The 19,174-nt window shown below is 45.2% G+C and carries 20 protein-coding genes; 14 read left to right on the top strand and 6 right to left on the bottom strand.

Annotated elements, in window-relative coordinates; translation table 11 throughout:
• The first annotated feature begins 22 nt into the window (after positions 1 to 22).
• Complete coding sequence (locus KHO06_RS04740; RefSeq protein ID WP_005427300.1) at positions 23 to 607, top strand: RNA polymerase sigma factor; 585 nt, start codon at positions 23 to 25, stop codon at positions 605 to 607.
• Positions 604 to 1,266, top strand: a complete 663-nt coding sequence (locus tag KHO06_RS04745) for a ChrR family anti-sigma-E factor (RefSeq protein ID WP_038891892.1) — start codon at positions 604 to 606, stop codon at positions 1,264 to 1,266. The genes KHO06_RS04740 and KHO06_RS04745 overlap by 4 nt, the downstream gene beginning before the upstream one ends.
• Positions 1,267 to 1,333: 67 nt before the next feature.
• Here KHO06_RS04745 and KHO06_RS04750 read toward each other — a convergent pair whose 3' ends face one another.
• The 4 genes from KHO06_RS04750 to KHO06_RS04765 form a co-directional block, all read right to left on the bottom strand.
• Positions 1,334 to 2,686 (bottom strand): MFS transporter, encoded by a 1,353-nt coding sequence (locus tag KHO06_RS04750; RefSeq protein ID WP_038891891.1) that lies wholly within the window; start codon positions 2,684 to 2,686, stop codon positions 1,334 to 1,336.
• A gap of 71 nt (positions 2,687 to 2,757) precedes the next feature.
• Complete coding sequence (locus KHO06_RS04755; protein WP_050912852.1) at positions 2,758 to 3,303, bottom strand: peptidylprolyl isomerase; 546 nt, start codon at positions 3,301 to 3,303, stop codon at positions 2,758 to 2,760.
• Complete coding sequence (locus KHO06_RS04760) at positions 3,303 to 3,872, bottom strand: YajG family lipoprotein (protein ID WP_010649970.1); 570 nt, start codon at positions 3,870 to 3,872, stop codon at positions 3,303 to 3,305. Before KHO06_RS04760 ends, KHO06_RS04755 begins: the two co-directional genes overlap by 1 nt.
• Positions 3,873 to 3,911: 39 nt before the next feature.
• Entirely contained in the window at positions 3,912 to 5,069 is a 1,158-nt protein-coding gene (locus KHO06_RS04765; protein WP_212582182.1) for a methyltransferase, read from the bottom strand.
• Between the two features lie 205 nt (positions 5,070 to 5,274).
• Between KHO06_RS04765 and bolA the strand changes: the two genes are divergently transcribed.
• From bolA to nqrM, 9 genes are all read left to right on the top strand, one after another.
• Complete coding sequence (gene bolA, locus KHO06_RS04770) at positions 5,275 to 5,583, top strand: transcriptional regulator BolA (protein ID WP_005427328.1); 309 nt, start codon at positions 5,275 to 5,277, stop codon at positions 5,581 to 5,583.
• Positions 5,584 to 6,054: 471 nt separating this feature from the next.
• Complete coding sequence (locus KHO06_RS04775; RefSeq protein WP_038891887.1) at positions 6,055 to 7,395, top strand: Na(+)-translocating NADH-quinone reductase subunit A; 1,341 nt, start codon at positions 6,055 to 6,057, stop codon at positions 7,393 to 7,395.
• Between the two features lie 3 nt (positions 7,396 to 7,398).
• Positions 7,399 to 8,640: an NADH:ubiquinone reductase (Na(+)-transporting) subunit B gene (locus KHO06_RS04780; protein ID WP_005427308.1), complete on the top strand. Its 1,242-nt coding sequence runs from the start codon at positions 7,399 to 7,401 to the stop codon at positions 8,638 to 8,640.
• Entirely contained in the window at positions 8,630 to 9,415 is a 786-nt protein-coding gene (locus tag KHO06_RS04785; RefSeq protein WP_005427293.1) for a Na(+)-translocating NADH-quinone reductase subunit C, read from the top strand. Before KHO06_RS04780 ends, KHO06_RS04785 begins: the two co-directional genes overlap by 11 nt.
• Positions 9,415 to 10,047 carry an NADH:ubiquinone reductase (Na(+)-transporting) subunit D gene (locus KHO06_RS04790; RefSeq protein WP_012128720.1) on the top strand — a complete coding sequence of 211 codons (633 nt, stop codon included), beginning with the start codon at positions 9,415 to 9,417 and terminating at the stop codon, positions 10,045 to 10,047. Before KHO06_RS04785 ends, KHO06_RS04790 begins: the two co-directional genes overlap by 1 nt.
• Before the next feature lie 7 nt (positions 10,048 to 10,054).
• Positions 10,055 to 10,651, top strand: a complete 597-nt coding sequence (gene nqrE, locus KHO06_RS04795) for an NADH:ubiquinone reductase (Na(+)-transporting) subunit E (protein WP_005427385.1) — start codon at positions 10,055 to 10,057, stop codon at positions 10,649 to 10,651.
• A gap of 33 nt (positions 10,652 to 10,684) precedes the next feature.
• On the top strand, positions 10,685 to 11,908 hold the full coding sequence (gene nqrF, locus KHO06_RS04800; protein WP_005529391.1) for an NADH:ubiquinone reductase (Na(+)-transporting) subunit F: 1,224 nt from the start codon (positions 10,685 to 10,687) through the stop codon (positions 11,906 to 11,908).
• 155 nt (positions 11,909 to 12,063) lie between these two features.
• Entirely contained in the window at positions 12,064 to 13,068 is a 1,005-nt protein-coding gene (locus tag KHO06_RS04805) for an FAD:protein FMN transferase (RefSeq protein ID WP_005427326.1), read from the top strand.
• Positions 13,069 to 13,090: 22 nt separating this feature from the next.
• Positions 13,091 to 13,324 carry a (Na+)-NQR maturation NqrM gene (nqrM, locus tag KHO06_RS04810; protein WP_005427386.1) on the top strand — a complete coding sequence of 78 codons (234 nt, stop codon included), beginning with the start codon at positions 13,091 to 13,093 and terminating at the stop codon, positions 13,322 to 13,324.
• A 72-nt stretch (positions 13,325 to 13,396) separates the two neighbouring features.
• Here the strand turns inward: nqrM and KHO06_RS04815 are convergent, their stop codons facing one another.
• Complete coding sequence (locus KHO06_RS04815) at positions 13,397 to 14,611, bottom strand: diguanylate cyclase (protein ID WP_212582183.1); 1,215 nt, start codon at positions 14,609 to 14,611, stop codon at positions 13,397 to 13,399.
• A gap of 211 nt (positions 14,612 to 14,822) precedes the next feature.
• On the opposite strand from KHO06_RS04815, the gene dinB reads away from it, so the two are divergent.
• The gene (gene dinB / locus KHO06_RS04820) at positions 14,823 to 15,851 is read left to right on the top strand and encodes a DNA polymerase IV (protein ID WP_244858400.1); all 1,029 of its coding nucleotides are present in this window, start codon (positions 14,823 to 14,825) and stop codon (positions 15,849 to 15,851) included.
• On the opposite strand, the gene KHO06_RS04825 is transcribed toward dinB, so the two are convergent.
• On the bottom strand, positions 15,848 to 17,773 hold the full coding sequence (locus KHO06_RS04825) for a RecQ family ATP-dependent DNA helicase (RefSeq protein ID WP_212582184.1): 1,926 nt from the start codon (positions 17,771 to 17,773) through the stop codon (positions 15,848 to 15,850). The two genes, dinB and KHO06_RS04825, sit on opposite strands and share 4 nt — an antisense overlap.
• Before the next feature lie 76 nt (positions 17,774 to 17,849).
• Between KHO06_RS04825 and KHO06_RS04830 the strand changes: the two genes are divergently transcribed.
• Positions 17,850 to 18,329, top strand: coding sequence for a GreA/GreB family elongation factor (locus KHO06_RS04830; protein ID WP_012128713.1), 480 nt, complete (start codon positions 17,850 to 17,852; stop codon positions 18,327 to 18,329).
• A 60-nt stretch (positions 18,330 to 18,389) separates the two neighbouring features.
• Entirely contained in the window at positions 18,390 to 19,133 is a 744-nt protein-coding gene (locus KHO06_RS04835) for a YggN family protein (protein ID WP_050904966.1), read from the top strand.
• The last annotated feature ends 41 nt before the right edge of the window (positions 19,134 to 19,174 follow it).

The following is a 19,174-nucleotide window of genomic DNA, read 5'->3' on the forward strand; positions in this document are numbered from 1 at the left end:
CTCCCAATGATTAAGGCTGATTATGATGAGTGAAAGCCCGCAAAAATTAGGGCGAAGCGAATGGAACGAGTATATGAACAAGGTGAAAGCGAGAGACAAAGACGCTTTTGCTTTTGTATTTCGTTTTTATGCACCGAAGCTTAAACAGTTCGCCTACAAACATGTCGGCAACGAGCAAGTGGCAATGGAAATGGTGCAGGAAACCATGGCAACAGTGTGGCAAAAAGCGCACCTTTACGATGGAACGAAAAGCGCCTTGTCGACATGGATATACACGATAATTCGTAACCTTTGTTTCGACCTTTTGAGAAAGCAGAAAGGTAAAGACCTACATATTCATTCTGATGACATTTGGCCATCAGATTACTATCCGCCTGATTTGGTCGACCATTATTCACCAGAGCAAGACATGCTCAAAGAACAGGTTGTCAAATTCTTAGACATACTGCCGAAAAACCAAAGGGATGTGTTACAGGCAGTGTACTTGGAAGAGCTACCACATCAGCAAGTCGCTGAACTGTTTGACATACCTCTGGGAACCGTGAAATCCCGTTTAAGGCTAGCGGTAGAAAAACTAAGGCATTCAATGCATACGGAGCAATTATGAACAAACACCCAGACAACAACTTGTTAGAGGCATACGCCTCGGGCAATATTGATGCAGTTTCTGGTCTGGTGGTTGCCACGCACTTAGAGACTTGTCCGAAATGCCGAGCGTATGTAAATGAAATGGAAGCCGAGCAAGCAACGTTCGAAGTTAGTGACGTATCTTGGGATTACAACGCTGAATTTGACACTATGCTTAACGACATCGTCACTGCAGAAACGAAGCCAGATACTGTCATTATCAATGACGTTGTCAGTGTCGCCGTTGCGGGTAAAGATTTTAAATTACCTAAAACGTTAAGTCGCTTCTCTGATCTTGTCGGAGAATGGAAGAGCTACGGTGGTAAGGTTTTCAGTGCACAAATCGAACTAGGGGAAGATGCGCGAGTAAATCTGATGTACATCAGCGAAGACGTGCGCATACCTCAGCATACACACAAAGGGTCAGAGTCGACACTTGTTCTGCATGGCGGTTTTAGTGATGAAGACGGTCATTATGAAGCTGGAGACTTATTGGTGAGGGATTCCTCTGTCAAGCACAGCCCATTCACCAAGCCTGGTGAAGATTGTTTATGTTTAACGGTACTCACCGAGCCGATGATGTTTACTCAAGGTGTGGCGAGAATCTTCAATATGTTTGGTAAAGGTATGTACCCTTAACGAGCATCCAGGATCTGAAACAAAAAAACCACCGAATTTCGGTGGTTTTTGTTTTTCATTTCTTTTCTTAGTTTCTCTGTCTCGCTTTTTCTAGCAACTCAGTGAAGTAATGTCGCAATGAATAAAGCATGATCAAACTCGGAACAACCATTACCGCAGTAATCACAAAGAAAGTCGTCCAGTCATTCAGATAATCAACTAATTCGCCACTGAACGAAGCTAGGGTAGTCCGTCCAAAGTTGCCCAGCGAGGCTAACAAAGCGTACTGAGTTGCAGAGAATGCTTGTCCAGTCAGGATTGTCAAGAACGAAACAAAAGCGACGGTCGAGAAAGCGGTTGTGAAGTTATCGACAATGATCGTCGCTAAGAACAGATGCTCATTCGGGCCGACTTTCGCAATCCAAGCAAACATCAAGTTGCTCGCTGCCATAGCGATACCACCAATCATCAGGCCGCGCACAATACCAAACTTAACGTTAAACATGCTGCCAACAAAGGTGAACAGCATGGTTGCGCCCCAGCCAATCAGTTTCGAGTAGTAGCCAATTTGTTCATTGCTAAAACCTATCTCCTTATAGAAGGCAATCGACATGCGTCCCAAGAACGCCTCGCCAATTTTGAATAGGAAAACAAATAACAAAAGCGTGATGGCAACACGAACGCCATTACGATTGAAGAAGTCCAAGAAAGGTTCCACAACGGTAACGGTAAACCAAGCCACCAGTTTGGAGCCCACGACTTCTTTATGACGTTGCTCTGCTTCCAACTGCAGTTGTTCACGTTGTGTTTTTGGTTCACCCACTAAAAGAGTGAAAATCATCAAGAGCACAACGATAAAAGCCATGCCGTAATAGACACCATTCCAGCCTATGCCATCGGCATTAATGAACGCTAAATAGCCTGGGAGTGAATAACCCGTCCACCAACCAATCACCGCCATAGCAGAAGCTTGCGGAAGTTTCGATTCTTCCGTCTTAGGAAAGGTATCAATACGGAACGCATCAATCGCAATATCCTGTGTCGCTGAGGCTGTGGCAATACACAATGCGAGAAGTGATGTGAAAATCAGGTTTTCAGCGGGGTTCACACCGGCAATAAACAGAGTAGCAACAAGCACGATACTCTGGCATAGGAAAATCCAGCTACGACGTTGTCCAAGTAAGCGGTGCAACACAGGCAGCTTGACGCGATCGACCAATGGCGCCCATAAAAAGTTGATCGCATAAACAGCAAATACGCTACCAAAATAGCCGATTGCCGATAACGTCAAACCAGCATCTTTTAGCCAGCCTGACATGTTTGAACCAATAAGCACCCAGGGGAAGCCACTTGAGCAGCCAAGCATGAAAACCCAAAGTAAGCGTTTATCGAGGTAACTTTTTACCGTTTCCAACCAAGTGATGGAAGGTAATGAAGACATAAATCAATCCGTTAAAATAGAGCCACTAAAAGAGAAAGCCCTTCGAATATTCAAAGGGCTTATGATTTTGGCTACTTGAGTAGTGTTGCTTTGGTGATGACGATTTGTGTCTCTGGGACATCGCGCATGCGACCGATGGATTTGGTTGGCTGAGCCGCCATTTTTTGAATGACATCGAAGCCTTCGGTGACTTCACCAAATACTGCATAACCCGGTGGGCGAGAACCGAAGTTTAAGAAGTCATTGTCGACCAAGTTTACGAAGAACTGACGTGTTGCCGAATCAGGAGCATTGGTGCGCGCCATTGCAATAGTGGCACGGTCATTGTTCAAACCGTTATTCCCTTCGTTTTTGATTGGTGCGTAGGTCTTAACCATTTGCATGTCTTGGTTAAAGCCACCACCTTGCGCCATAAAGCCAGGAATCACGCGATGAAAAATCGTACCTTCGTAGCTACCATCTTCCACATATTTAAGGAAGTTCGCGACCGTAACGGGTGCTTTTTCTTCATTTAACTCTACGGTGAAGTTACCTAACGTAGTTTCAAACGCCACTTTAGGACCAGCAAAAACGCTGCAGCTCAGAAGTGCGAGAGAAAGAATAGCTTTACGTAGCATTAGAATCGCTCCTGCATGTATTGGCGAAGTTCAGGGTCATTCGCGATCTCTTTTAGAGTTAGAGCTACGACATCATTCAATGTTTGTTCAATGTCAGAGTCTGAAGCGCTTAGTGTGCCTGAACGTTTAGCAGTACCAGTATAGGTCTTAACAAGCTTGCCCTGCGGAGTTTCTGCGGTAATTTCTAGAACGACTTTCGCATCCATCTCGTTTTCCATTACAGAGTGCTTCACGTTTACCAACGCTTCTTGCACTTCAAGCTCAATCGAGTTGTCGCTGTTCAGATCTGAATGGAAACCTTGAGAAGAGAATTGCTTCTCTAATGCTTCTTCAAGAGAAATACGTAGGTTTTGTTTCGCATGAAGAGGCAAAATATTTGAACGACCGTTATCGACAAGAGCAACATACTGAGCCGCACGTACGTCTTTACTGGTTAGACTGTAGCTCTTGCCTTGTACGATCGGGTTCGTGCTTAGCGTCGTCTCAGGCATCAGGTTCAGTTGAGGTTGTTGTGGCGCCGAACATGCAGCAAGCAAGGCAACCGAAGCCGCGAGTACCAGTTTTTTCATCTTATTATTCCTTTTAAACATATTGCTAAAGTCAGGACTTTATTGCTTGGCGCCTAATTTAGCAGGATTTTTCGTTGCCTGTAAAATCACGAACTTATTGTTAGAAGCGACTAATTTCACATTTTTGTCGCCAAACAGACGTTTCAGCTTCGCATCGTAACCAAGGTGACGGTTACCTATGACCAATAACTTACCGCCTTGGTTCAGTATTTGTTTCGCATCGCAGAACATTTGCCACGCAATGTGGTCAGTTATCGCTTGCTGCTGGTGGAACGGTGGGTTGCACATCACCATGTCTGCACAGTCTGGGGTGAAACCATCTAAGCAGTTGTTCGCAATGCATTGAATATCGCGGGCGTCGCCTAGGTTATCGATCAAGTTTTGTTTTGCTGACTCGATAGCCATAAAGCTTTCATCCACGCTGGTTAAACGAGCTTGAGGATTTAATTGCCCCATTTTTACTGACAGCACACCATTACCACAGCCAAGGTCGATGACGTGTTTCAACGTTGGATCTTGAGGAAGGTGTTGCAGCATAAAACGTGCGCCGAGATCCAAGCTTTCGCCTGAGTATACATTTGGCAGGTTTTTCAGTTGAATACTCTCACCTTCAATGCCCCAAATCGTCATTGGGTCGACATCTATGACTGGTTGAGCATTGGCAGTTGAGAATACTAAACGATGCTTTTTCCACGCTAGAGAGGTTTTAGTCTCGCCTAAGTACTTCTCAAACAGTTTGAGTGTCGACGTATGGATCTCTTTCGCTTTGTTGACCGCAACAATAGGGCAGGATGCTGGCAACGTTTTACGCAGTTGACTGAGTAACCAAACTAGATGGCGGTTACTTTTTGGCAGTTGCATCAAAACTAAGTCTGTATTCTCTGGAATGTCATCTATCGTAGAGAGAAAAGACACTTGATTGCATTGGTTGTCTGCAAGGTTTTGTTGCGCACCCTTGTGTGAGATGAAAGAGTCACTTATCAACGTCACATTGTGCTTGTCTGAAAACCAGCATGCCAACGCACCGAAGTTATCATTAATAACTACGATATTTTGATTATCTGGCAACGCCATTTCTTCTACGTGATTGATAAGGTACTCGTCACCCGCATCCCATGCTTGAAGAGTTTCGTTGGATCGCTTTGGGAAACGATGCAGCGTGAGGCTACGATCGTGAAGGTCTAATTCGGTTTTCATAACTAAACGTAAGTCGATTTGGAAATTAGTGATTATTGTCGCAAATGATGAAGGCTCAAGATACAAAAAGCTGTCAAATTTACTGATTTTCACAGGCTTTTAGCGAACTATGTGGATTGTGAAAGACGGAGCAGGGACGTTTCGTTGATTTCATTTGCTGAACTAGAGTATATACTTACCTGATTAGTATTAATGAGGACTGAATATGATCCAAGAAATCATAGAAAAGAAACTGCATAGTGAGCTGCAACCTAACTATTTGAAAGTGATCAATGAGAGCTATATGCACAATGTTCCGCCGGGTTCTGAGAGCCACTTCAAAGTGATTGTGGTCAGTGATGCATTTGCTGGTCAGCGCCTCATTGGACGTCACCGTCAGGTACACACTGTACTGGCCGACGAGCTTGATAATCACATCCATGCCTTGGCGATTCACACTTATACCAATGAAGAGTGGAAACAAGAACAAGATGGTGCTCCAGATAGCCCTATGTGTATGGGTGGTGGTCGCTAGAAAGCGATTAAAACACTGATTTAAAAAGATGGCTTCGGCCATCTTTTTTTGTTTTACATCTTTTCGGGACAACAATGTGGCACAAATAAAGGTTAAAAAATGTGTTAACAGTGTTTCAACAAATGAATGAAAATTAATGCATGTTTCAAAGCATGAATGTTTTATTTCCATAACGAATATATGGGATTTGGCATTTGTGCGTTCGGTCAAACTTATGACTATTCTTTAACCTTTTAGAGCTCGTTCTTCCGAAATAAACCCTCCTTTCCTAAGATTGGTCATGGCATCAAGTTCCCAAAAAATGCTAGACTACGGCACCTGATAAATCTCGCCTAATATTTGTGACGAGATAATTAATAGGATGTTGCGATTTTGATGTTTTAAACAGCATCAAAACCGGACACTGATGTCGTGTCTAAAAGTTACGCAATCAAAAGAATCTTTTTCCCGATAAAAGTAGTGCAAGTGCGTATGATTACAATAAAGAAGGGCTTGGATCTTCCTATCGCAGGAGCTCCATCCCAGGTGATTAATGATGGTAAGACCATCAAAAAAGTCGCCTTGCTTGGCGAAGAGTACGTTGGCATGCGTCCTACCATGCATGTCCGCGTTGGCGATGAAGTGAAAAAAGCGCAAGTTCTTTTTGAAGACAAAAAGAACCCTGGCGTGAAGTTCACTGCTCCAGCAGCCGGTAAAGTGATCGAAATTAACCGTGGCGCTAAGCGTGTACTTCAATCAGTAGTGATTGAAGTGGCAGGCGAAGAGCAGGTTACGTTTGATAAGTTCGAAGCAGCTCAACTAGCAGGTCTAGATCGCGAAGTGATCAAGACTCAATTGGTTGAATCTGGCCTTTGGACCGCTTTACGTACTCGTCCGTTCAGCAAGGTTCCAGCAATCGAGTCTGCTACTAAGGCTATTTTCGTAACTGCGATGGATACTAATCCACTAGCAGCACAGCCTGAGTTGATCATCAATGAACAACAAGAAGCATTCGTTGCAGGTCTAGACATTCTTTCAGCCCTGACAGAAGGCAAGGTTTACGTATGTAAGTCTGGCACTAGCTTGCCACGCTCTTCTCAGTCAAACGTAGAAGAACACGTCTTCGATGGCCCTCACCCAGCAGGTCTTGCTGGCACCCACATGCATTTCCTATACCCAGTGAATGCAGAAAATGTGGCATGGAGCATCAACTACCAAGACGTTATCGCGTTCGGTCAGCTTTTCCTAACGGGTGAGCTTTACACTGATCGTGTTGTGTCTCTAGCTGGTCCTGTTGTGAACAACCCACGTCTTCTTCGTACAGTTGTAGGTGCTTCTCTTGAAGACCTAACTGACAGCGAGTTGATGCCTGGTGAAGTTCGTGTGATTTCAGGCTCGGTACTTTCTGGTACTCAAGCGTCTGGTCCACATGCCTACCTAGGTCGTTACCACCAACAAGTTTCTGTGTTACGCGAAGGTCGTGACAAAGAACTGTTTGGCTGGGCTACACCTGGTAAAAACAAGTTCTCAATCACGAAATCTTTCCTTGGTCACATCTTCAAAGGTCAGTTGTTCAACATGACAACAACGACTAACGGTAGTGACCGTGCAATGGTTCCAATCGGCAACTACGAGCGCGTAATGCCGCTTGATATGGAACCGACTTTGCTACTTCGTGATCTATGTGCAGGCGATACAGACAGTGCTCAAACACTGGGTGCGCTTGAACTGGATGAAGAAGATCTAGCATTGTGTACCTTTGTATGTCCTGGTAAATACGAGTACGGTCAGCTACTTCGTGAATGCCTAGATACCATCGTGAAGGAAGGGTAATCCATGCTTAAGAAATTCATTGAGGATATCGAGCATCATTTTGAACCAGGCGGTAAGCACGAAAAGTGGTTTGCACTGTACGAAGCAGCAGCAACACTATTCTACACGCCAGGTCTAGTAACAAAACGTAGCTCGCACGTTCGTGATAGCGTTGACCTAAAACGTATCATGATCATGGTTTGGTTCGCAGTATTCCCAGCAATGTTCTGGGGTATGTACAACGCGGGTGGCCAAGCTATTGCAGCACTTAACCACATGTACGCTGGTGATCAACTAGCGACAGTTATCGCAGGTAACTGGCACTACTGGCTAACAGAAATGCTTGGCGGCACCATCGGTGCAGAAGCGGGCGTTGGCAGTAAGATGCTACTGGGTGCGACTTACTTCCTACCAATCTACGCAACAGTATTTATTGTTGGTGGTTTCTGGGAAGTACTTTTCTGTATGGTGCGTAAGCACGAAGTTAACGAAGGTTTCTTTGTAACTTCTATTCTATTCGCACTTATCGTTCCACCAACGCTACCTCTATGGCAAGCGGCACTAGGTATCACATTTGGTGTTGTTGTAGCTAAAGAGATCTTCGGTGGTACAGGTCGTAACTTCCTGAACCCTGCTCTTGCAGGTCGTGCTTTCCTATTCTTCGCTTACCCAGCGCAAATCTCGGGTGACGTAGTATGGACTGCGGCTGACGGCTTCTCTGGTGCAACTGCTCTTAGCCAATGGGCTCACGGCGGTAGCGGCGCGTTGATCAACAACATCACTGGCGCTCCTATCACTTGGATGGATGCATTCATCGGTAACATCCCTGGCTCAATTGGTGAAGTATCAACGCTTGCTCTAATGATCGGTGCAGCGATGATCGTTTACATGCGAATCGCTTCATGGCGCATCATCGCAGGTGTAATGATCGGTATGATTGCAGTATCGACACTATTCAATGTGATCGGTTCTGACACCAACCCAATGTTCAACATGCCATGGCACTGGCACCTAGTACTAGGTGGTTTTGCATTCGGTATGTTCTTCATGGCAACAGACCCAGTATCAGCTTCATTTACCAATGGCGGTAAATGGTGGTACGGCATCCTAATCGGTGCAATGTGTGTGATGATCCGTGTAGTTAACCCAGCTTACCCAGAAGGTATGATGCTGGCTATTCTATTCGCGAACCTATTCGCACCTCTGTTCGACCATGTAGTTATCGAGAAGAACATCAAGCGGAGACTAGCACGCTATGGCAAGTAATAACGACAGCATTAAAAAGACGCTGGGTGTTGTTGTCGGGTTGAGCCTTGTTTGTTCAATCATCGTATCAACAGCAGCAGTAGGTCTGCGTGACCAGCAAAAAGCTAACGCTGTACTAGATAAGCAATCAAAGATTGTAGAAGTTGCGGGTATCGACGCTGAAGGTAAGAAAGTTCCTGAGCTTTTTGCTGAGTACATCGAACCTCGTCTAGTTGACTTCAAAACTGGTGATTTTGTAGAGAAGGCAGAAGACGGCTCTACAGCAGCTAACTACGACCAACGTAAAGCAGCGAAAGATCCAGCAGAGTCTATCAAGCTAACGGCTGATGAAGACAAAGCTAAGATCCTACGTCGTGCTAACACAGGTATTGTTTACCTAGTGAAAAATGGTGATGACATTTCTAAAGTTATCATCCCAGTTCACGGTAACGGCCTATGGTCAATGATGTACGCATTCGTTGCGGTTGAAACTGACGGTAACACTGTGTCTGGTATTACTTACTACGAGCAAGGTGAAACTCCTGGACTTGGTGGTGAAGTAGAAAACCCAGCATGGCGTGCTCAATTCGTTGGTAAGAAACTATTCGACGAGAACCACAAACCAGCAATCAAGATTGTTAAAGGTGGTGCTCCAGAAGGTTCTGAACACGGCGTTGATGGCCTATCTGGTGCGACACTAACTGGTAACGGTGTTCAAGGTACATTTGACTTCTGGTTAGGTGACATGGGCTTTGGTCCTTTCCTAGCAAAAGTTCGTGACGGAGGTCTGAACTAATGTCTAGCGCACAAAACATTAAAAAGAGCATTATGGCGCCGGTGTTGGACAACAACCCGATCGCGCTGCAGGTTCTTGGTGTATGTTCTGCTCTTGCAGTAACAACTAAACTAGAAACAGCATTTGTAATGACACTAGCGGTAACTTTCGTAACTGCACTGTCTAACTTCTCTGTTTCTCTGATCCGTAACCACATTCCTAACAGTGTGCGTATCATCGTTCAGATGGCAATCATCGCATCGCTAGTAATCGTGGTAGACCAAGTGCTTAAAGCTTACCTATACGATATCTCTAAACAGCTATCTGTATTCGTAGGCCTTATCATCACGAACTGTATCGTAATGGGTCGTGCTGAAGCATTCGCAATGAAATCTGCACCAGTACCATCGCTAATCGACGGTATCGGTAACGGTCTAGGTTACGGCTTCGTTCTTATCACTGTAGGCTTCTTCCGTGAACTATTTGGTTCAGGCAAGCTATTCGGTATGGAAGTTCTACCACTAGTGAGCAACGGTGGTTGGTACCAGCCAAACGGTCTAATGCTACTAGCACCATCTGCATTCTTCCTAATCGGCTTCCTGATCTGGGTAATCCGTATTCTGAAGCCAGAACAAGTAGAAGCGAAGGAGTAAGGGCGTCATGGAACATTACATCAGTCTGCTAGTTAAATCGATTTTCATCGAAAACATGGCACTGTCTTTCTTCCTAGGTATGTGTACTTTCCTTGCCGTATCTAAGAAAGTTAAGACCTCTTTCGGTCTAGGTGTTGCAGTTGTGGTAGTACTAACTATCGCGGTTCCTGTGAACAACCTAGTTTACAACCTAGTTCTGAAAGAGAACGCGTTAGTTGAGGGCGTAGACCTTAGCTTCCTAAACTTCATCACCTTTATCGGTGTAATCGCTGCACTTGTACAGATTCTAGAGATGGTTCTTGACCGTTTCTTCCCACCTTTGTACAACGCGCTTGGCATCTTCCTACCGCTGATCACAGTAAACTGTGCGATCTTCGGTGGTGTATCTTTCATGGTACAACGTGACTACAACTTTGCTGAATCTATCGTTTACGGTTTCGGTTCTGGTGTGGGCTGGATGCTAGCGATAGTCGCTCTTGCAGGTATCCGTGAGAAGATGAAGTACTCAGATGTACCTCCTGGTCTACGTGGTCTAGGTATCACGTTCATCACTGTAGGTCTAATGGCGTTAGGCTTTATGTCTTTCTCTGGTGTTCAACTGTAAGTCGGGTAAACCGCAACAATTAAGGAATAGTCAATGGACATTATTCTTGGTGTAGTGATGTTTACTCTGATCGTACTTGCGCTAGTACTAGTGATTCTTTTCGCTAAGTCTAAGCTTGTACCAACAGGTGACATTACAATTTCTGTGAACGATGACCCATCACTGGCGATCGTTACACAACCAGGTGGTAAGCTACTATCTGCGCTAGCGGGCGCTGGCGTATTCGTATCTTCTGCTTGTGGTGGCGGTGGCTCTTGTGGTCAGTGCCGCGTAAAAGTTAAATCAGGTGGTGGTGACATCCTACCTACCGAGCTTGACCACATTACTAAAGGTGAAGCGCGTGAAGGTGAGCGTCTAGCGTGTCAGGTTGCAATGAAAACTGACATGGACATCGAACTTCCTGAAGAAATCTTCGGCGTTAAGAAGTGGGAATGTACAGTTATCTCTAACGATAACAAAGCGACATTCATCAAAGAGCTTAAGCTACAAATCCCAGATGGCGAATCAGTACCTTTCCGTGCTGGTGGTTACATCCAGATTGAAGCGCCAGCTCACCACGTTAAATACGCGGATTACGATATTCCTGAGGAATACCGTGAGGATTGGGAGAAGTTCAACCTATTCCGCTACGAGTCTAAAGTTAATGAAGAGACAATTCGTGCATACTCTATGGCTAACTACCCAGAAGAGCACGGTATCATCATGCTTAACGTTCGTATCGCAACTCCGCCGCCAAACAACCCAGACGTTGCACCTGGTATCATGTCATCGTTCATCTGGTCTCTAAAAGAAGGCGACAAGTGTACGATCTCTGGTCCATTCGGTGAGTTCTTCGCGAAAGATACTGACGCTGAGATGGTATTCGTTGGTGGTGGTGCAGGTATGGCTCCAATGCGTTCTCATATCTTCGACCAGCTGAAACGTCTGCACTCTAAGCGTAAGATGTCATTCTGGTACGGTGCACGTTCTAAGCGTGAAATGTTCTACGTAGAAGACTTCGACGGCTTAGCGGCTGAGAACGATAACTTCGTATGGCACTGTGCACTGTCTGATCCACTTCCAGAAGATAACTGGGATGGTTACACTGGCTTCATTCACAACGTTCTTTACGAGAACTACCTACGTGATCACGAAGCGCCAGAAGACTGTGAATACTACATGTGTGGTCCACCTATGATGAACGCTGCTGTAATCGGCATGCTGAAAGATCTAGGTGTAGAGGATGAAAACATCCTTCTAGATGACTTTGGTGGTTAATTCCCCTAAGTGATTGAATCTATGGCTAGCTCTCTAAGAGCTAGCCATTATTTTTTTGTAGAAATAAAAACCATATTCAACAGTTGCTATAGGAAATCGGTTTGTCTTGAGAGACCCATTTTCCATATCAATTTAACGACAATAGGAGTAAACAAGTGAAAAAGTGGCTTGTTGCATTCGCTTCTCTATTGGTTCTAGCTGGTTGTGAACAACCAGCAGATCAAGTTCATTTAAGTGGCCCAACAATGGGCACCACATACAACATTAAATACATCGAGCAAGACGGCCTGCCATCGCCTGAAGTTTTGCAAACAGAAATCGATCGCTTGCTTGAAGAAGTGAACGATCAAATGTCGACGTACCGTGAAGATTCAGAGCTTAGCCGCTTTAACCAACACACAACGAGTGAGCCATTCGAGGTATCACCGCAAACTGCAACAGTAGTGAAAGAAGCGATTCGTCTAAACGGTCTTACTCTAGGTGCACTAGACGTCACTGTTGGTCCTTTGGTTAACCTTTGGGGCTTTGGTCCAGAAGCACGTCCAGATGTGGTTCCGACAGATGAAGAGCTATCAGCTCGTAAAGCAAACACAGGTATTCACCATCTTTCGGTTGAAGGCAATAAAATGTCGAAAGACATTCCAAACTTGTACGTTGACCTATCGACTATCGCAAAAGGTTGGGGTGTTGATGTGGTTGCGGATTACCTACAATCACAAGGCATTCACAACTACATGGTAGAAGTTGGCGGTGAAATGCGTTTGAAAGGCATTAACCGTGAAGGTGTGCCATGGCGTATTGCCATTGAAAAGCCGACTGTTGATGAGCGCTCAATTCAAGAAATTATTGAGCCTGGCGACATGGCAATTGCAACAAGTGGTGACTATCGTAATTACTTTGAGAGCAATGGTGTGCGATACTCTCACATCATCAATCCGCAAACAGGCAAACCAATCCATCATAAAGTGGTGTCTGTAACGGTACTGGATAAATCGTCGATGACGGCTGATGGTCTTGCAACTGGCCTTATGGTTCTAGGTGAAGACAAAGGCATGGAAATCGCGAACGAGAACAACATTCCTGTTTTCATGATCGTGAAAACGGATGATGGTTTTAAAGAGCTGGCTTCGGAAGCATACAAGCCGTTCATGAAGAAATAACAACAGAAGTGAGCATGTCCTTATGAGTACATTTCTAATTACTTTTGCTGTCTTTGTTGCGGTAATTGCAGCGATGGCAGTGGGTTACATCTTCCAAAAGAAGGTCGTAAAAGGTAGCTGCGGCGGCCTTGGTGCGGTTGGTATTGAAAAAGTATGTAACTGCCCAGAACCATGTGATGCACGTAAAAAGCGTGAAGCACGTGAAGCACTGCGCGCTGAAAAGCTAGCTGCGTGGGAAAAAGATCGTATTGCTTAATTGAGCGATAGTCAGAATGAAAAAACCCAGCCAGCGGCTGGGTTTTGTTTTTTGTAATCGAGAAACAGGGCGCTATTGGTAGACAGTCTGGTTTCGACCACTTTCTTTCGCTTGATATAAACGGTCATCAGCCACTTTAATCTGTTGATCAAGGTTTCCTTCAACACTCGATACACCAATACTGATGGTTACTTGGATGCTATCGTTCTGGTAAGGGACTGGTGTTTTTTCAACACGTTGGCGCATCAGCTCTAATCGAATGACGAAGTCGTCATAACTGCCACAGGCTTGAATACAGAACTCTTCCCCGCCAAAGCGAGCAATTACATCGTCTGGGAAATAGATCTTCAAGATATTCGCCACCATCACAAGTGCAGCATCACCCCCATCATGCCCGTAGTTATCGTTGACCTTCTTGAAAAAGTCGATATCTAACATCGCGATGTTGCGCTTTTCGCAGCCGCTACACGCTTGCCCAAACAAGAAACGTCGATTCCACAGGCCCGTGAGAGCATCTTGGTTCGCCATTCTAAACAGTTCTGTTGTTGCTTCCTTCATGTCTAAGATTTGATGAACTCGGCAGAAGAACTCCTCTTGATTGAAAGGCTTATATAGAAAGTCATTCGCACCTGCTTTAAGAAAGCGAGCAGTCATTGTGTGATCGTCACTGCCTGAGATACCAAGAATAGCAAGTTGGTTCTTATCTAGTTTCTGGCGTAGCTCGCGAATCATGGTAATGCCGTCTTTTACTGGCATATCGTGATCAGTCAGCACCAAGGTGATATCTGGATTCTGCTCGATCAGCTCAATGGCTTGCTGGCCATTTTCAGCTTGTAGTGTTTGTATGTATTGGTGCTCTAGTAGTTGCACCACATGGCGACGAACCGTCATTGAATCATCGACCACCAAACACTTATGGTGCTGATTATTCGTTAATCGTTTGAGGAGTGGAAGCAGGTAGGATACCGATGCCATGCTGTCCTTTAAGATGTAATCGAGTACACCTTTGGCCAACATTTTTTCGCGAGCATCATCTTGAAACATAGCCGTCAGCACGATGACTTTTTGCTGATGAGAAAGTACCAAGTCGATGATTTCGCCATCTTGTGCGTCGGGCAGGCAATAGTCGAGAACGGCACAAAGCAATTCTGGTTGAGTTGCTAAAATCGATTGGGCTTCAGCATAGCTTTCTGCCGTGAGTACCTCATAACCTGCTTGGTTTAACAGCTGTTGTAAGTAGTTTTTAAAGGCACGGCTGTCTTCGACGACCAGTATTTTGTTACTCAAAAAGTTTCCCTACTTTTGTGTATAAATTAACTTTAGTGTTATAGGTATCAATAATAATGAAATGCAATTTGAATACCATGAAAAATTCTTGATCTCTGACTCCAGATAACACTATTTCCAATGTGTCTATTTATCGCTATACTGTTTTTTTAAACAGTGCTTTTGTGTGCAAAACGTGATTGAGCGAGTCAGAAAAATTATTCACGTGGATATGGATTGCTTTTATGCCGCGGTAGAGATGCGTGATAACCCGAGCTATCGTGGTGTTGCGCTTGCTGTAGGTGGTCATGAGAAGCAGCGAGGCGTGATCAGTACGTGCAACTATGAAGCGCGTAAGTTTGGTGTGCGCAGTGCAATGCCAACAGCGCGTGCGCTTCAGCTTTGCCCTAACTTACTTGTCGTTCCTGGGCGAATGCACGTGTACAAGCAAATTTCTCAACAGATCCGAGCTATCTTCGAACGATACACTCAGCTCATTGAGCCGTTATCCCTTGATGAGGCATATCTTGATGTAACGGACTCCACTGCCTGTCGAGGCTCTGCCACCTTAATTGCAGAATCGATTCGTCGCGACATACATACGGAGTTGGGACTAACGGCATCGGCAGGTATTGCGCCAATTAAGTTTCTTGCCAAAGTTGCTTCAGACATGAACAAGCCCAATGGCCAGTTTGTGATTCCACCCGATAAAGTCCAAGAGGTAGTCGATAAATTGCCTTTGGAAAAGATCCCAGGTGTTGGCAAAGTGAGTTTGGAGAAGCTGCACCAAGCTGGCTTCTACCTGTGTGAAGATATCAAAAACAGTGATTACCGTGAGTTGTTGCGCCAATTTGGGCGCCAAGGCGCTTCATTGTGGAAGCGCAGCCATGGTATTGATGACCGCGAAGTGGTGGTGGAACGCGAGCGTAAATCGGTTGGGGTAGAGCGTACGTTTAGCGAAAACATTGCTACTTATGATGAGTGCTGGCAGGTGATCGAAGATAAGCTCTTCCCTGAACTAGAGAGACGTTTAGAGAAAGCCAGCCCGGATAAGTCGATCATTAAGCAGGGTATCAAGCTCAAGTTTGCTGATTTTCAACTCACAACGATTGAGCACATTCACCCTCAGCTGGAGCTTGAAGATTTCAAAGTGCTGTTGAGAGATATTCTTAAGCGCCAAAACGGCCGAGAAATAAGGCTGTTAGGCTTGAGTGTGATGCTCAAGCCTGAACAACAAGCACGCCAATTGAGTTTCTTCTAAGCTCGTGCTAACTCAACCTGCTTTAGAACCTGTTCAAAAGAGACATTCGCCATTGAGCCATAGCCTCGTAGTTTACTGGCTTTTAACTGAGCAATGATTGGCGTGCTAATGCCACATAGGAATCGAGCTACGGCGGCATTGCTAATCGCCGTTGGGGAAAGCTGAACAAACTCATCAACCCAAGCGGATAGGTGAGTCAACTCAGGTTGCTCTTGTTGTGGCTGAGGGAACGATGCGATTTGTCCACGACATACTGAGCAGTGACCACATTGCGTCGGTGCATTGTGATCAGCAAAGTAATGCGCTAATTGATGGCTCAAGCAGTCCGATGATTGGAACAGATCCAACATAGTATGAATTCGTTCAATGTCTTTTTGTTCTTTGGATTGGAACAGCTCAACCAAATGCTGAGAAATCACTTCTTGATTTTGAGTCGCAGGGAGAACCGAATACACATCCGTGAGTTGCTTGCTTTCTAATTCAATCCAACCGTTTTGGTGGAAGTAATCAAGCGCCGCAACCACGCGGCTACGCTCAGATTGATAGTTCATCCACAAGGCTTCTAAATCCACTTGGCACCAAACTTTCGCTTTGGTTGAACAAGCAAAAATAGCTTCAACAAACTGACGTCGTTCGCCTTGGAACTGATTGAGGATGAAAGACTGGTCTTGTAAGAACTTGAAGCGATATTCCGCGAAATAGCTGTATTTGGCTTCAATCACTTTTGCCAGCTCTAAGTAAACCAATAAGGTCTTCAGTGGCAGTTGGCGAATATTGCTGTCGCGAGATAAGCGCAGCGCCATCACTTCCCACTGAGGTGTGTTCTCGCGAATTTGTTCTAATACATAGTTGATTGAGCTTGGCTCTGGTGTGTCACCGTAAACAAAGTTCTCTAATACTGTTAAGCCAGAGGTGTTCCCCAAAAGAATACACTCCGAACGTTGCCCATCTCGTCCAGCGCGGCCGATTTCTTGTGCGTAGTTTTCGATAGATTTCGGTAAATCGAAGTGAATCACACGACGAATGTCGGATTTATCTACTCCCATACCAAACGCGATTGTGGCGACAATACAGTCGATTTGCGAGTCCATAAACTGCTGTTGGATTTTCTCTCGAATATCGCTCTTCATACCCGCATGATAAGCGTGAGCATTGATGCCTAAACGAATCAGTGAGCTGGCTACTTGCTCCGCGGTTTGCTGCTGAGTTACGTACACGATACTCGGCAGTTTAGGGGCCGCAGCAATGATGTCATTCAGCTGTGTTTGCTTATTTTCTTCCTCGCAAGGCACCACCGAGATATCGAGATTAGAGCGATAGAAACCAGTAACCGTAATGTTCTCGCCAGCGATATCAAACTTACTTTGCATGTCCTCGATAACTGCTGGCGTAGCTGTTGCGGTCAGCAAGAGGGTTTGAGGGATATTCAGTTCACGCTGGTATTGCGGCAGTTTAAGGTAGTCAGGACGGAAGTTATGACCCCATTCTGAGATACAGTGCGCTTCGTCGACTACCATGAGAGAAAGCGGAATTTGACGAATAAATTCGCGAAAACGTTCGTTCTTGAGTCGCTCTACCGAGATCATCAAAATCTTGATATGTCCATTCTTCACGCCAGCCATCACCTGCTGTGTTTCTTCACGGCTTTGGCTGCTGTCGATAGATGCCGCAGCAATGCCTCTGCTTTGTAAAAAGCTAAGCTGGTCTTTCATCAACGCAAGAAGCGGTGAAATCACTAATGTCAGATGTGGTAACTGAGTAGCAGGAAGTTGGTAGCAAAGCGATTTCCCTGAGCCAGTTGGGAAGATGGCTGCGGCTGAGTGTCCGTTCATTACTGCTTCAATCACCGGTTGTTGGCCGGGTCTTAATGAGTCAAACCCGAACACGGATTGAAGCGTTTGCTGAAGCGAGTCACTTTGCATAATAGGGAAACCTTGGTTTGATGATAAACTGGATTACATTAACACACCCTGAGTGCCTAACGCGCGTCCTAAAAGTATGAACAAAGCCGATTTAGTCCAAATAATCATTCAACAACTCGAAGACAAACTGCACGTTGCTCACGCCTCGACGCAAAGAGCCATTGACGCTGCGACGGATGAAGAGACCGTACCTGAGCACAAGTACGACACATTAGCACTTGAGGCATCGTATCTGGCACACGGGCAAGCAATGCGTGTACAAGAGAGTGAAGAAGAGCTTCGCCAGTACCGCACTCTTGTGTTGCGTGATTTTGTTGATGCACGTATCGCGGTTGGTGCTTATGTGGAATTAGTCGACGAGAACGATGTTGAAAAAGCCTTCTTTATTGGCCCTTGCTCCGGTGGACTGACCGTTGAATGGCAAGGCAAAGAAGTGTTTGTTCTCACGCCGAAATCCCCCCTTGGTTGTGCTTTGGTCGGCAAAGAAGAAGGGGAAGACATTGATGTGAAAATTGGCGATAAAACAACTTGTTATGAAGTCGTGACGGTTTGCTGACATCTTATCCATAGTTGCTTGTTATAGTTAAACAGAATAATCATGAAAAAAGAGAAAGTAATGAAGAAACTGCTCACACTCTCATTGTTGACCATCAGCGCCAGTGGCTATGCAGCCCAGTGTCGCGTCGATATTAACAACGAAGTTCGTATGGATGGTCAGAACTTAGAAATCGTGCATACCAACGGTGAAAAAGCGGTTGTCGACGAAGACAATAACCTGTTTATCAAAGGCGAGCTGATCGAGCTTGATGATGATCAGAAAGCGGCCATCGAGAATTACCGCGAGAAGATGAATGCTTACATTCCGCAAGCAAAACAGTTGGCAAGTGATGGCTTAGCATTGGCAAACGACATTATAGATGACATCGCGGTTAGCCTTGATGCACCAGATTCATTTGATAACGTGAAAGTCGCAGTAAAAGACTTCTTTGCCGATGTAGAGGCTCGTTACTACAAAGACGGTGATTTTATTCTGCCTGCTGATAGCTTTGATTCGATGACTGAATCATGGTCACAAGACTTCGAAAAAGCACAAGAAATCTTCAACAAAGAATTCCTAACCAGCGCATTTGATGCGTTGTCTGCCAAGATGAAAGAAGACGGTGGTTTGAACTTAACCGCACTGTCTGAAAGCATGACCGAACTTCAAGCTAAGGTGCAAGAACGGTTAGCTGAACACTCGGAAGACGTAGAAAAACAAGCGGAAGACTTGTGTGAATCTCTGGATGATATGGCGGTTGAAGAACAAGATCTGCTGAAGAAGATCCCCGAGCTAAAAGATTATCAAGTCTTCACGATTTAATTCGCGAAGCACAAACAACAAAGAGCGCCTATCAAGGCGCT

The organism is Vibrio sp. B1FIG11, from assembly GCF_905175335.1.
Taxonomy (GTDB): Bacteria; Pseudomonadota; Gammaproteobacteria; order Enterobacterales; family Vibrionaceae; genus Vibrio; species Vibrio campbellii.

What these genes read in the sequence shown, in the direction of transcription:
- KHO06_RS04755 (WP_050912852.1), bottom strand. Translation starts at nt 3,303, where the DNA reads ATGCTACGTAAAGCTATTCTTTCTCTCGCACTTCTGAGCTGCAGCGTT.
- KHO06_RS04745 (WP_038891892.1), top strand. Translation starts at nt 604, where the DNA reads ATGAACAAACACCCAGACAACAACTTGTTAGAGGCATACGCCTCGGGC.
- dinB (WP_244858400.1), top strand. Translation starts at nt 14,823, where the DNA reads ATGGATTGCTTTTATGCCGCGGTAGAGATGCGTGATAACCCGAGCTAT.
- KHO06_RS04760 (WP_010649970.1), bottom strand. Translation starts at nt 3,872, where the DNA reads ATGAAAAAACTGGTACTCGCGGCTTCGGTTGCCTTGCTTGCTGCATGT.
- KHO06_RS04750 (WP_038891891.1), bottom strand. Translation starts at nt 2,686, where the DNA reads ATGTCTTCATTACCTTCCATCACTTGGTTGGAAACGGTAAAAAGTTAC.
- nqrM (WP_005427386.1), top strand. Translation starts at nt 13,091, where the DNA reads ATGAGTACATTTCTAATTACTTTTGCTGTCTTTGTTGCGGTAATTGCA.
- KHO06_RS04825 (WP_212582184.1), bottom strand. Translation starts at nt 17,773, where the DNA reads ATGCAAAGTGACTCGCTTCAGCAAACGCTTCAATCCGTGTTCGGGTTT.
- KHO06_RS04830 (WP_012128713.1), top strand. Translation starts at nt 17,850, where the DNA reads ATGAACAAAGCCGATTTAGTCCAAATAATCATTCAACAACTCGAAGAC.
- nqrE (WP_005427385.1), top strand. Translation starts at nt 10,055, where the DNA reads ATGGAACATTACATCAGTCTGCTAGTTAAATCGATTTTCATCGAAAAC.
- KHO06_RS04740 (WP_005427300.1), top strand. Translation starts at nt 23, where the DNA reads ATGATGAGTGAAAGCCCGCAAAAATTAGGGCGAAGCGAATGGAACGAG.
- KHO06_RS04835 (WP_050904966.1), top strand. Translation starts at nt 18,390, where the DNA reads ATGAAGAAACTGCTCACACTCTCATTGTTGACCATCAGCGCCAGTGGC.
- bolA (WP_005427328.1), top strand. Translation starts at nt 5,275, where the DNA reads ATGATCCAAGAAATCATAGAAAAGAAACTGCATAGTGAGCTGCAACCT.
- KHO06_RS04765 (WP_212582182.1), bottom strand. Translation starts at nt 5,069, where the DNA reads ATGAAAACCGAATTAGACCTTCACGATCGTAGCCTCACGCTGCATCGT.
- KHO06_RS04790 (WP_012128720.1), top strand. Translation starts at nt 9,415, where the DNA reads ATGTCTAGCGCACAAAACATTAAAAAGAGCATTATGGCGCCGGTGTTG.
- nqrF (WP_005529391.1), top strand. Translation starts at nt 10,685, where the DNA reads ATGGACATTATTCTTGGTGTAGTGATGTTTACTCTGATCGTACTTGCG.
- KHO06_RS04775 (WP_038891887.1), top strand. Translation starts at nt 6,055, where the DNA reads ATGATTACAATAAAGAAGGGCTTGGATCTTCCTATCGCAGGAGCTCCA.
- KHO06_RS04780 (WP_005427308.1), top strand. Translation starts at nt 7,399, where the DNA reads ATGCTTAAGAAATTCATTGAGGATATCGAGCATCATTTTGAACCAGGC.
- KHO06_RS04785 (WP_005427293.1), top strand. Translation starts at nt 8,630, where the DNA reads ATGGCAAGTAATAACGACAGCATTAAAAAGACGCTGGGTGTTGTTGTC.